Annotated in this window: 16 protein-coding genes; 4 read left to right on the top strand and 12 right to left on the bottom strand. The window is 41.4% G+C overall.

Annotation, left to right across the window (positions count from 1 at the left end; all coding sequences use genetic code 11):
• Positions 1-8: 8 nt before the first annotated feature.
• The 11 genes from amrB to QXW63_08270 form a co-directional block, all read right to left on the bottom strand.
• Positions 9-860, bottom strand: a complete 852-nt coding sequence (amrB, locus tag QXW63_08320) for an AmmeMemoRadiSam system protein B (protein ID MEM3461896.1) — start codon at positions 858-860, stop codon at positions 9-11.
• 5 nt (positions 861-865) lie between these two features.
• Positions 866-1,564 (bottom strand): 30S ribosomal protein S2, encoded by a 699-nt coding sequence (gene rpsB, locus QXW63_08315; protein MEM3461895.1) that lies wholly within the window; start codon positions 1,562-1,564, stop codon positions 866-868.
• 7 nt (positions 1,565-1,571) lie between these two features.
• Positions 1,572-2,825 carry a phosphopyruvate hydratase gene (eno, locus tag QXW63_08310; protein ID MEM3461894.1) on the bottom strand — a complete coding sequence of 418 codons (1,254 nt, stop codon included), beginning with the start codon at positions 2,823-2,825 and terminating at the stop codon, positions 1,572-1,574.
• A 22-nt stretch (positions 2,826-2,847) separates the two neighbouring features.
• Positions 2,848-3,078, bottom strand: a complete 231-nt coding sequence (locus QXW63_08305) for a DNA-directed RNA polymerase subunit N (GenBank protein ID MEM3461893.1) — start codon at positions 3,076-3,078, stop codon at positions 2,848-2,850.
• Positions 3,079-3,092: 14 nt separating this feature from the next.
• Positions 3,093-3,503 carry a 30S ribosomal protein S9 gene (locus QXW63_08300; GenBank protein MEM3461892.1) on the bottom strand — a complete coding sequence of 137 codons (411 nt, stop codon included), beginning with the start codon at positions 3,501-3,503 and terminating at the stop codon, positions 3,093-3,095.
• Positions 3,504-3,505: 2 nt separating this feature from the next.
• Positions 3,506-3,946: a 50S ribosomal protein L13 gene (locus QXW63_08295; protein MEM3461891.1), complete on the bottom strand. Its 441-nt coding sequence runs from the start codon at positions 3,944-3,946 to the stop codon at positions 3,506-3,508.
• Positions 3,947-3,950: 4 nt separating this feature from the next.
• A complete protein-coding gene (locus tag QXW63_08290; protein ID MEM3461890.1) occupies positions 3,951-4,313 on the bottom strand; it encodes a 50S ribosomal protein L18e in 363 nt (120 codons plus the stop codon).
• The gene (locus QXW63_08285; protein ID MEM3461889.1) at positions 4,300-5,124 is read right to left on the bottom strand and encodes a DNA-directed RNA polymerase subunit D; all 825 of its coding nucleotides are present in this window, start codon (positions 5,122-5,124) and stop codon (positions 4,300-4,302) included. The genes QXW63_08290 and QXW63_08285 overlap by 14 nt, the downstream gene beginning before the upstream one ends.
• 104 nt (positions 5,125-5,228) lie before the next feature.
• A complete protein-coding gene (locus QXW63_08280; GenBank protein ID MEM3461888.1) occupies positions 5,229-5,633 on the bottom strand; it encodes a 30S ribosomal protein S11 in 405 nt (134 codons plus the stop codon).
• Positions 5,630-6,193, bottom strand: a complete 564-nt coding sequence (locus QXW63_08275; GenBank protein ID MEM3461887.1) for a 30S ribosomal protein S4 — start codon at positions 6,191-6,193, stop codon at positions 5,630-5,632. Before QXW63_08275 ends, QXW63_08280 begins: the two co-directional genes overlap by 4 nt.
• Positions 6,194-6,195: 2 nt before the next feature.
• Complete coding sequence (locus tag QXW63_08270; GenBank protein ID MEM3461886.1) at positions 6,196-6,672, bottom strand: 30S ribosomal protein S13; 477 nt, start codon at positions 6,670-6,672, stop codon at positions 6,196-6,198.
• Between the two features lie 192 nt (positions 6,673-6,864).
• Between QXW63_08270 and QXW63_08265 the strand changes: the two genes are divergently transcribed.
• Entirely contained in the window at positions 6,865-7,206 is a 342-nt protein-coding gene (locus QXW63_08265) for a restriction endonuclease (GenBank protein MEM3461885.1), read from the top strand.
• Between the two features lie 10 nt (positions 7,207-7,216).
• Here the strand turns inward: QXW63_08265 and QXW63_08260 are convergent, their stop codons facing one another.
• On the bottom strand, positions 7,217-8,110 hold the full coding sequence (locus QXW63_08260; protein ID MEM3461884.1) for a GNAT family N-acetyltransferase: 894 nt from the start codon (positions 8,108-8,110) through the stop codon (positions 7,217-7,219).
• A 349-nt stretch (positions 8,111-8,459) separates the two neighbouring features.
• Here QXW63_08260 and cas6 point away from each other — a divergent pair, with 349 nt between their 5' ends.
• From cas6 to QXW63_08245, 3 genes are all read left to right on the top strand, one after another.
• On the top strand, positions 8,460-9,287 hold the full coding sequence (cas6, locus tag QXW63_08255) for a CRISPR system precrRNA processing endoribonuclease RAMP protein Cas6 (GenBank protein MEM3461883.1): 828 nt from the start codon (positions 8,460-8,462) through the stop codon (positions 9,285-9,287).
• A 78-nt stretch (positions 9,288-9,365) separates the two neighbouring features.
• Positions 9,366-11,144: a hypothetical protein gene (locus QXW63_08250; protein ID MEM3461882.1), complete on the top strand. Its 1,779-nt coding sequence runs from the start codon at positions 9,366-9,368 to the stop codon at positions 11,142-11,144.
• Positions 11,141-12,322 carry a hypothetical protein gene (locus QXW63_08245; protein MEM3461881.1) on the top strand — a complete coding sequence of 394 codons (1,182 nt, stop codon included), beginning with the start codon at positions 11,141-11,143 and terminating at the stop codon, positions 12,320-12,322. The genes QXW63_08250 and QXW63_08245 overlap by 4 nt, the downstream gene beginning before the upstream one ends.
• Positions 12,323-12,331: the final 9 nt, after the last annotated feature.

Below are 12,331 nucleotides of genomic sequence, written 5' to 3'. Positions count from 1 at the left end.
CTACACCACTATTTTGTGAAGGAGACGGCAGCATACCCAACGACACTTGAGTAGTCGCCAATTATATCTCCACTAGTCTTATAGCATAATAATTTTGCCTCTTTTGCCCCCAAAATTTTCGCTGCTGCAATTAAAGCTGATATTGGACCGTATCCACACGCGCTAATATTGTAGGCTTCTATAATTGAATAAAATTTAGCTTCATCCATTGCTTCGACGGCTTCTAGAGCCAACCCATCATTTTTAGCCGCTTTTTCCTGCCGCTCATAATGTGTCATGTCCGAAGACGCAATTACCACCGCGTTTTTCTCGGCTAAAACCTTAGCCACAGCTTGTCCAACTTCTCTCGCAGAGGGCAAATCTTGCATCAAAAAGCAAATGGGCACAATTTTGAAGCTTGAACCGTAAAGATATTGGAGAAATGGAAGCTGAACCTCAATTGAATGTTCAAACTGATGAGCGGAATCGTCAACATCAACTATGCGCGATTCACGCACAATACGGTTGGCTGTTTCACCATCTACTTCAACATCACCTAAAGGCGTACGCCAAACACCATCATTCATAACGGCTAAGGCGCTGCCATAACTAGTATGATTCGGACCAAAAAGAATAACAATGTCCGGTTTACCATCCAAAGCCAGCTTATAATAGGCATGAGCTGCTACCGGACCAGAAAACATGTAACCCGCATGAGGACAAACCAAACCAATGATGCGTCTCGGACCAACTTCACCCACTCTGGGCAGTTTTCCCGGTCCCAACTTATGCAAAAAACACTGCTCTATCTGTTTTCTCAAGGATTCGGCGTTTCCTTCATAGAAGGCTCCAGCTTGCGTTGGACGCCGAATCTTCGCCATCTCTGCTAAGTTTCCTCCTCTTCCTTCAAAATCTTAGCTTCGAAATCATCAATCGTTACAGGTAAATCTTTGTCTGGAGGCAATTCTCCTCTTTCACGTAATATTTGCCTTGCCAAAAGCCAGTAAATAACCGCTAAGGCTCTTCTACCCTTATTGTTTGTTGGAATAACAAAGTCCACATCCGAAAATTCATTATCTGTGCTGCATAAAGCCACTACAGGAATGCCAACGGAAGATGCTTCTCTAACGGCTTGAAAATCAGCTCTTGGGTCGGAAACGACAAGCACTTCAGGTTCAATGCGGTTCGGATACAATGGATTTGACAACAATCCTGGAATGAAACGACCAATCACGGGCGTGGCTTTGATTACTTCGCAGAATTTCTTAACAGGCTCCTGCGCATATAATCTAGCTGCGGCTGCCGCAATTTTTGACGGTTCAAATCTTGCAAGGAATTTGGCGGCAACTCTTATGCGGTCATCTGTTTTTTTCACGTCCAAGACGAATAAGCCGTCTGGTCTAACACGGTAAATGAACTGTTCCATGTCGCCGGTTTTCATTCTCGTTCCAATGTGAATTCCCGCTGAAAGCAGCGTGTCTCGTGGTAACAGAAGCTCCTCTTCTGGAACCGCTGCTGCAGTTTCTTCCTCTGATTTTTCTTTTTCTTCAGCTTCTTTAATTTCTTCATCTTCTGGCAAATTCATGTCCCTCTCAAAGTATCTGGAGACTAGCCATCTTGGCTCTGTCTCCTAAAAACTCTTCTATCCTTATTAACTCATTGATTTTTGCAATTCTCGCCCCTTCCACAATTCCAGTCTTTATCACTGGACACTTAAAAGCCACCGCCAGATGGGCAATATGCCAATCGCAAGTGTCGCCTGAACGATGCGACATTACTGGTGTGTATCCGTTTCTTTTTGCAGCTTCAACGGTTTCCCAAGCGTCAGTAAGCGTGCCAACCTGATTCACCTTAATTATAACCGCGTTTGCAGCACGCATTTTTATTCCACGCGTTAGTCTCTCGGTGTTTGTGACAAAAAGGTCGTCGCCGCAAATCAAGCAGTTTTTCACTTTCTTTATAAGCTCTGCAAAACCCTCATAGTCCTCTTCATGAAAGGGGTCTTCAACATAAACCAAATGATACTTTCTAATTAATTCCAAAATATATTCCAGTTGCTCGCCCGTGTTTCTTTTTTTCTTTTCTCTTTCGTAAACGTAAACTTTTTCTTTGCTGTTCCATAATGAAGAAGCTGCAACATCAACGCCAAAGCCGCATTCAAAACCTACTTCCTCTCCAACTTCTTCGCAGACTCTAGCCAAAACTTCAAGCGCGTCTAAATTTTTAATGTTTGCAACCCAGGCGCCTTCGTCGCTTCTTCCGCCGCTGAAAAGTTTATCTTTCTTCTTCAAAATGGCGCCTATTCTTCTGTGAATTTGAGCATTAGCCAAGGCAGCCTCAAAAAAGGTTTCAGCTCCGAATGGGAGAGCTAGAAACTCTTGTATGTCGGGGCTTTTCCCTTTTGTGTGTTTTCCACCGCTTATTGTGTTTCCAAGCGGGTAAGGTAGCTCGTTAGCGATGTGTCCTCCTAAATATTGGAAAAGAAGTGCTCCATTCGAGTTTGCTGCTGCTTCAGCATTGGCAAGGGAAATTGCAAAGGCGGTGTTTCCGCCTATTGCTCTGAAATCTCTGGAGCTGTCAATTTCATGTAGTGTTTTGTCGATTTCTTCTTGAAAAGCCGCATTTAACCCGACGAGTTCAGGCGCTATGAGTTCTTCAACTTTTTTTATTGCTTGGTCTACTCCGCCTTGTGGGTAATAAACTACTTCGGCTTTTCCGCGGCTTTCTCCTGCTGGTGCTGCGGCTCTTCCGAAGCCGGAGGCTGTTATTACGTCAACTTCTATTGTTTCTTCTCCGCGGCTGTTGAAGACTTTTCTTGCGAGTATGTCTTCAATAATTGCTGACATGTTTTTCCCTTTTTTCTTTTGTTTAGTAGTAGTTTCTTGCTTCTTTGCGTTTTTCTGCTTCTTCGTAGAATCGTAGGACTTCGTCGATGATTTCTACGTGTGAAAGTAGCATGCGTCTGCAGCAGTACCTTTTTACTCCCAAACTGTCTAAAACTTCGCCTGCGCTTTCTCCTGCTTTTACTCTTCGTGCAAACTCTTCCCATTTGTCGCCGATTAATTTTCCGCAGGTGAAACATCTAACTGGTATAATCATTCATTTTGGCTCCTTTACCTGTAGCTCTTTTGATCTCTTGCCCGCGCTCCTGGTCCTCCGAATTTTTTAGGTTCTTTTCTTCTTGCGTCTCCAACAATCATGGTTCTATCATATTCGGTAAATAGTGAGCGTAAATGTGTGCTTTTTGTCCATTTTAGCAGTGCGTTGGAGATGGCCATTCTTGCGGCTTCTGCTTGTCCCATGTAGCCTCCTCCTGAAACTTTTATGTCGATGTCTAATTGTTTCCAGACGTTGTCTCCTGCTTGTAAAAGTGGTTCCATAATTTTTTCTTTTGCAATTTTTGGTTCAAATATTTCTATGGGGGTTTTGTTTATGCGTATTCTTCCTATGCCTGGTTTAACGACGGCTCTTGCTACTGCTGTTTTTCTTTTACCGCTAACAACCAAAACTTTTTTTGCTGGCATTATTATTCACCAGGGTTCCATCCTAACTCTTTCGCGAATTCGCCTATTGTGAAGTATGGGCAAGCTAGTTTGTTGGCTTGGGCGGTTTCTATTGTTTCCATTTTCTGGTTTTTGAATTCTTCTGGTAGCCCTATGAAAACTCTGAGTCGCTTATATGCTTGTTTGCCTTTTGGCTGTTTGTAAGGAAGCATTCCTCGCACTGTTCTTCTCACTATTCTGTCGGGTCTTCGAGGGTGAAACGGACCCATTTTCGGGCTTCCTACTTTCAAGAATTCTTTGGCTTCTGCTACTTTGCTTTTCTTTTTCCCAGAGAGTACCGCCTTTTCAGCGTTAACGATTACTATTTCCTCGCCGTTCAATAAGCGCTTTGCAATGACGCTTGCCATTCTGCCTAGAATAAGTTCTTCAGCGTTAATTATGGTGAGTGGTTTTGTTGTTTGCATTTTATCACCCAATTATCTTGACATTTGTGCCTTTAGGATTTTTCTCGATGATTTCGGGAAACGATAAACATTTGCCTTTTACGGCTGTGATTTTTTCTTTGGCTTTTGCAGAGAAAGAAAATGCCGCTACAGTTAAAGGATGGTCTATTTCTCCTGCGCCCAATACTTTGCCTGGAACTGCGACTATTTCGTTCTTTTGTGTGTATCTGTTTAAGCGGCTGAGGTTTACGCTTATGCGTTTTCTCTTGGGCTTCTGTAGGCGTTCGGCGATGTCTCTCCAGATACGCGCGTTCTTTTCCCTGCTTTGTTTTCTCAGAAAACGAATAAGCGCTATAAGTTCAGGATTTGTCATTTCAGTTCTCTTCATCATTTTTCACCTTAATATGGTTCTCAAGCTCATTTAGCTGTTTATCCAATGTTTTCACTGCTTCTGCCACAATCCTCTCTGGCGGAAGTGCACCAGTAGATTCGAGGCTGAATATGAAGTTGTTTTCTTCCCAACCAACTTTTATCGCTTTAGGGTTTTGTGGACAAGCTTCGACACAGTCTTGGCAAAGGGTACAAGCCATTAAATCGCGAACTTTTATTTTATCGTCAGTTTTAACAAAGACTTTTCTCGGACAGATTTCCACGCATTTCCCACACGCGTCACAATTTTTACTGGAAATTTCTATTTTGGGATAATACTTGTATGCGCACATGGAAACCGGTTGCCATTTTGCGTGGTTTTTTCCTTTTCCAAGTCTTGCGTAAGCCTCAAGCCTTAGCTTCTGTCCTTTTGCAAGTTTTATTATTGGAATATTTCCACTTACTGGGGTTACATTGGGGTTTTCTGAGACTAACTCGCCAGAATAAACTGTTCTTGTTCCTTCTTTTGCTTCTGCATCTAATGTGAAAGTGACTCTGCAGAGGTTGCATCCGAACTCGCTTTTGCAGGGACATTCTTCTGGTAGGTTGTAACTATCCAGGTCGGTCTTAAGCGGTATGAGTCCAATCCTGTGGGCTATTGTTTCGTCTTGTAATATGGAAGAATTTTCAAGGATTACAACTTCGTCAACAGCCATGGACGGAACTTCTGCAATTACTATTCTTCGTAAAGCATTCATGAACGGCACGTCCGCTCCGCGAATAAGCAGACGCATGCTTTTATCGTCTTTTTCAAGCACTTCTATTTCCACTTATTTGAACACTCCGTGATGAATATGATAACTGCTGTGCCGTTCAATAGAATACTGGTGCATTATTTCAATTTTTCTATTAATACATGGAAAACGTGAATTTGCTAGACTCTTCTTCCTCTTCTGCCGCCGGGTCTGCGTGTGCCATCATGTGGTATAGGCGTGACTTCCTCTATACGTCCTATGCGAAAACCTGCTCTCGCTAAAGCTCTAATGGCTGCCTGCGCGCCCGGACCGGGAGTTCTTGGACCTGACCCGCCTGGGGCTCTTACTTTGATGTGTATTGCTGTTATTCCTTTGTCTTTGGCTATTTCTGCTGCTGCGGTGGCTGCTCTCATGGCTGCGTAGGGTGATGAGCCCATTCTATCTGCTTTTACGAACATTCCGCCGGATGTTCTGGATATTGTTTCTGCGCCTGAAATGTCTGTTACGTGCACCATTGTGTTGTTGTAGGAGCTGTAAATGTGAACTACTGCCCATCTTTCGGTTTTTTTGCTTGTGCTGCTCATGTTTCTTCCTCAGTTTCTGTTTTTGTTTGTGATGTCGTTACGACGGCTATTGTTTGCCGCATGGGATGACTTGGATTTGCAAGTGGACTTTTGGGCGTGTATACAATTTGGTTTTCTTCTTCTTTTGTCACCAGATAACTTGGTACGGTGACTCTTCGTTTTCCTACGGTTATGTGTCCATGAGTTATTAATTGCCGAGCTTGATGGATTGTTTTGGCTAAGCCTTTACGGAAAATGATTGTTTGTAATCTTCGTTCAAGGATATCTTCGATTGTTAAGTCTAAAACGTCATCTAGCACTGCAGTTTCATGGAGAACGCCTAGCTTCTTCAGACGCGTGAGAAGTTCTTCTTCCATTTTTTTGCGTTCTTCAGGCGACTTACCTATTAGCGAACGAGCTATGCTTCTAAACTTTGATAATGATGTTTTATGTCGCCACAGTTCATGCTTATTTCGTAAACCATACTGACCTAAAAGTTTGAGTTCCTCTTGGAGAATGTCAGTTCTCCATGGAAAACGTGGAGTTTCATATTTCTTTTTTTGTTTCTTCGGGTCTCCCATGGCTACTTTCCTTCTTCAGATGGCGGTCTCACGAGTGCTTTCTTCTTGACTCCTAAGGCTTTTCCTGATCTTCCTGTGGTTTTTGTTCTTTGCCCGCGTACTTTCAGTCCATAAGCATGGCGGTATCCGCGCCATGATTTTATCTCTTTCATTTGTTCTATATCCATTTTGGTTTTTAGGACGAGGTCTGCGCTGATTAAGTGCATGTCTTTTCCTGTTTCTTGGTCTTTTCTTCTGTTTAGGAGCCAGTTTGGAAGTCCGAATTTTGTTGGTTCTTTTATTATTTCTTCTATTTTTTCAACTTCTGCTTCTGTTAGGAAGCCAGCTCTTTTTTCCGGGTTTACGCCTGCTTTTTTCAAGATTGCGTTTGCGAGGCTCAGGCTTATTCCTTTAACTTTTGATACAGCGTATGGCACTTTGAGAGTGCCGTCTACGTCTTTGTCTATGATTCTGAGTATGTGGCGAAATTCTTGTGACATTTATTGCCGTCCGTTTATTGTTTGAAGCTAACTACGGAAATAAGTCATAATTTATTTAAACCTTACTGGTGATTTCTGAAGGTTGTGTCTCTTAAGGTGTGTTTGTATTGAATGATAATCCATCTAGTAAAAAAGTAGAAGAATGCTTGAATAGGGCAATCTATGATTCATGGTTTATAGGCGTGGATTGCAATGAGTGGCACTGTTCTTGAAGACACGGTTGCTGAAGCGTTTCGGAAGAAGGGTTACATTGTTTTTACGCGTAGAAATCATTGTGATGTTTTGGCGGTTAAGCCTGATATGAGTTTGGCTTATCTTGTTGAATGTAAAGACTATGCGTTATCGAGCAAACAGCAAGTGTTAGCCGTTAGAGAGCTTAACCGTAATTATACACATGCCTTAGAACTTTTGATACAGCAACGTTTGTGTCCAGAAAAAATTTTGAAAGTTTTGGTTGCTAAAGGATTTGCGTATCAAGCTCGTGGAATATTGCAGTACACGCCTGAAACTTTCATAAGGCACGTTTCTTCCTAGCCGTTTGCCTCTATAGTTTCTTTTCGTAAACTATTGATATTGCATCTGGCATTTTGAAACCAAGCTTCTCCAATGCTGCAGTTACCGGCTTGCAATTAGGCGTGAACGCGTAAATCTTTTTGACGCCTAACATGCAGCAGTGGTTTTTGAGAAATTTTGTCATATCCAACACGGTTTCGTGGTCGCCGTCCATATAGCATGTTTGTATCGAGTTTTCACGCCATTCTCGTGCTGTGACATCGTCAACTAACATTAAACCGTCCACTTTTTCTTCTCTGTTTTTGTGTATGATTGCCTTTTGTTGCGTAATGAAACGTTCAAGGTCTTGTTTTTCCAGCGAAAACCATTGATAAAGGATTGTGTATAAGCCGGCGGCTCTTCGGTAGATTTCTGAAGTCTGCAAATAAGCCCATATGGCTTCGGTTTCATCTTTTTCAGCCCATTTAACGCCTTTGCTTTCGGCTTGAGTTATGTTTTCGGTTGTCATTTCAGCAAATTCTGCCACTGGTTGGAATCCAAGTTTTCGTAGTACCGCTTGTGCAGCTATGTTGTCTGCTTCTGTTACTAGCCTCGCCACTTTCACGCCTTTTCGCTTGGCATATTCTAAGCATTTTTCAGTTATGGCAGTGGCGACGCCCATTCGCCTATAGTTTGGGTCTGTTCTTGCGCCTCTAAGCCATACTTCATGTGGCTTGTCAATGCTTAACTGAGCGATGCCGACGGGAATTCTATTGATAGTTGCGACAAACACTCTGCCATTCTTATCCTTTAACCATCGGTCCCAAACTTTCGGTATGTAATCTCCCCAACTCCATGTTTTCTCACAAATTTTGAATACTGCTGCACGGTCTGAAGCACGCGCTCTTCGAACGCAAATCCGCGGGTTTCCGCTCATTTTCTTCATTGCTATATGCGTTATAAAAAGACCTAATGAAGTTTGCCCCAGACAACGCAACATTTTTCGCACAAGGAAAAGTTCAACCTATAAATAAGGGGGGGCTAGACACAAAAAGAGCACACAGAAACGCATATGCCAGAAACCGCAAATAAGTCGCCATGATTAATCTATAAGGCTGTATAATAAGTCATAAATCGTATCAAGGAATAGATTGGTGATTTCTCCCGCGCATCCCCTCTTTTTCTATTCTAAAATCTTGAAACTTGCTTTTTCTCTGTTAACTGCAATTAACAGAGGCTACTCTTTAAAGTTTTAATTAGTGTTTATGGTATGTAATTTGATGTAAGAGTAATATGTGAATCCCGTTGTGGGAGTGATTGGGTTGCCTGTTGAGGTTGGTTTGGAGTTGTATGGTGAGAAGAGCATTGTTTTGCCGTTTTTCACTGGGCATGTGGCTAGGGGTTTGTTGTTGCATGTTGTTAGGCGAGTGGATCCTAAGGCGGCTGGTGTTTTGCATGAGTTGAATATTTCTAAGCCTTACAGCGTTACGCCATTGCGTTTCAAGAGTATTTCACGGGTTGAGAATGGTCTTGTTTTGGATCCTGCTCATCCTTGTCGTTTGGGTTTTAGGTTTTTAAGTGATAACTTGGCTAATTATATGTTGAGGTTTTTTGAGAGGCAGAACAGCGTTATGATTTTTGACGCTGTTTTTCGCATAGCTTCTTTAAGTATTAAGAGCAAAAGCTATGGGGATTTGGAGCGTGAAGCTGAAGCTGTTGAGCGTTTTAGGCTTGTTTTTCAGACGCCTACTTATTTGCCTTGTTTGGGTAGCAGTTATCGTTGGATGTTCCCTGATGCGGTAAGAGTATTTTCTGGGCTGATGCGTATTTGGAACAAGTTTAGTGACGGTAGACATTTTGGTAAAAAGGAGTTTTTGGCTTATAAGGAGTGGTTGGCGAAAAATGTTGGGGTTTGTGGGTATAGGCTTGGTACAAGGTTGGCTGTTATGCGTGATAAGAAGGCTTTGGGGTTTACTGGATGGTGTGCTTATGAGATGGGGGGTTTGGAAAGTGAATGGAATAGGGTGACGGTTATGCTGGCTAAATACGCGGAATACTCAAACATAGGAGGAAACAAAACAGCAGGATACGGCGTAACAAAATTTACCTCTAAACTCTCTTAACAATACTTCTGTTTGCTTTAAGTGTTTTCGCAACAAGATTAATATGTTGATTAATTACTAGGAGTAAAGTGACTGTGAATGAGTTCAAAATCAAGCGCAGTCATTTCATTTCCAGAAGTATTAGATGAAAGGCTCTCGCTAAACTATCTTATGCTTAAGGATCTTTTTCTGGCGTTTTTGGAAGAAGAGCGGTATGATTATAAGCTTAGCAATAATGATGTGCGGTTAGATTCTGCCAATGCAGAATTGACTTGGAATGAGTTTCTGAAAACGTTTTTTAAAGAGAAATTTGAAACAACTTTGAAGATTTTCCTCCGTACAGTCTATTTGAAGAAAGGAATGGGCGCGGGAGAACTGGCCGTCACCGTCGTAAATGAGGATGACGCTGTGTGTACGTTGGCTTTGCTTCTACTCTCTGACGGGTTTGTTACCAGCAGTGAGGCTGAGAGAATTATTCAAAAAATATCTAAAGATTATCTTAGGAAGAAAGTATCAGAAACGCTGGACATATTTAATAGTTGTTTGGAAAGGAAGGGATTATTTCAAGCTACTCGTTCGGTGAAGAATAAAAGGTTAAGATTTGCTGAGGATATAGTCGAAAGACTAAACAATAATATTTTTGACAAAATTGCTCCTCCACTAAAATGTGTAGAGCTACAAGTTCCAGTAGCAGGTGACCGAGCCGAGACTTCTTTTCGCATCTGCGAAAATTGTCATTCAATTGTTGAGGCAAATAAGTGTCAAAGATGTGGAACCAAGGCTTCAAAGAAAATTGTATGCTACTATTGTGGCGCAGTCGTTGACGAAAATGAAGCTTTAGATGCTACAAAAGCAATTGGTACCAAAACTGATTATCGAACACAAACAGATGTACCCAGTGGAAAGTCGCACGTAAAAGTCTGTAAACTTTGCTCTTCCTCGTGGAAGTTCTCCCCAATCTATCCATCTTTTGCCTTACTTGTCTTGGAGAGAATTGATAGCAGATTTTCTTGGCAAGCCTTCATAGACCTTTCAGAAAAAGAGGTTTTTGGCGTTGGGCGTCTTAAATTGATAAGAGCCACCGAGTGGACTGAGAAAGCTTTCCTCTATGAAAAGGCAAAACAATATTACGCCTATTGGAAACTGTCAAACTACCTTAGTAACCAACCCTTTGAGAAAAGGAAAGTGATGGAGAATGAATATATAAGTGGAGAGTGGTATCTTCATACACCTGATGGAAAAGAAAAATTTGATGGAAAAATTGCCGTACTACTTGCCCAACTTCATCTTCCTTTTCCCGTGAGAGAAAAAAGAAATGCAATATGGGAAATAATCGACCTTGCCTTGTCTAATCGGCCTTTTCATGCTTATTATGTTTATATTAAAAATATTTCTAAGCATAATTATAATTACATCCATGAAAGTTATATAAACACACTCTTGGAGATATGCGAAATGGAAAAAAGGGAAGAATATGATCTGTGCTTAGGATTAGCAGGATTGCTTGAGGCGTTTTTGAGGAAAACTGATAAGCCTACTAAAATTGCCTTTGACCTCGACTTCACTACTTCTTTCGAGTATGAATTGGTAAAAAATGCAGGAGACACGGCAAGATTTTATTATAGAGACAAAAATGCTGCAAGCTATAAATGCCTTGTGGAGTATATGAAAAAGCTTGGGATAGACGTTGATAAAAGAGAGAAGATGGAAAGCAATCGAAATTACATTGAGATTTACATAGACGACATCAGAAGAGCTTTTCAACATGTTCTGTCGTTAGCAAACGCAAAAAAATTAAATGACGAAAGATTCAAAGAAGGAGTTATGTATGAATTGTTATCAAGATTTCCTGCAGAAATAAGGAGAGAAAAAAGATGAGCCAGGTTACTGGAAAAAGATTTTGTGATATTTACGCCTTGCTGGAAGCCTCTCAAGAAATTTTCTTTGGAAATATCCCGGGTGTGAACAAAATGCCCATAGAGACTGTGTGGGTGTCAAACGGCAGCAAAGAGAATGGTGTAGAAAAAGTCTATTTTTCTCCTACAAAAAGGAGAGGTGTTGACAGAAGAACGCTCTTATGGACTAAAGTCATGACTAAAAATGGCGAAAGACAATATCAAGACGTAGTAGGTTGCGGGTTGCCCAGAACGTGTAGAGTTTGCGCGGTTTGCAGACTTTATGGCGGCATTTCAACAGAAAGGAGAGGAACATTCATATCGAGGGAAGAAGGCCAATCTGATGAAGACTTCATAAACAAGATTATGGACGAACTAGATCTCCCAACATCAGAAAAGCCATTGTTTAAAAAACTTCTTGGAAAAGTTGAGGGAAAGAATCAGATAAAACTTGAAACATTAAGGGGAGGAATTGATAGTTTGCTTAAAGGAAAATCAAAGGAAGGTGTTACTAAAGAAGAAATAGACGCAAAGAAAGGTATTTTGGAGAATTTGAGAAAGTCCATAGAGTTGCGAATAGAAGAAGAAAAGAGACCTCTCAGCATTACCAGTCGTATTGAATATGGAGGGGGAGTGGCTATTCAGCCACTTCCACCGGAATGGAAACAGCGATTGTCAACGAGCAGCGCCATCGAAAGCGTGGAAGATGTTTCTACACCATTTAAGAAACAGTATGGACAGCCGTCCTTGTTATTTCCAACCTATTACCACATGTTTTTTGTTGATGAAGACGAAATAGGATTAGCAGCCTATGCTTTTCTTAACTCTTTACCCAGATATGGTGCGGGGCATCCTAAGGGATTCAACTTTCACTACAACAAGTTCAATGAAGAAAGCGAAAAGACAGAGCCAATGATTGTTATTGACGAATACTTAATACCTCAAGGAGATAGACCAGTAGTCTCTGCGCTAATAAATAGTGTGGAAGAAGCGATAAAGGATTTTAGAATAAAAGCGCTCAATGTAAAGGCTGGGCAGTATAACGATGGAAAAATTGAATCAAAGCATTTCATTCGATATTATGGTGAAAAGGCTTATGTTCGCTTGAAAGAACTAAGTGAAAAAGGCTTCCAAAAACTTCAACAAAGCGCTCAATTATGACCAAAATTA

The organism is Candidatus Bathyarchaeia archaeon (genome assembly GCA_038873195.1).
In the GTDB taxonomy this organism is placed as follows: domain Archaea; phylum Thermoproteota; class Bathyarchaeia; order Bathyarchaeales; family Bathycorpusculaceae; genus DSLH01.
This window is presented reverse-complemented; position numbering and strand designations above follow the sequence as displayed.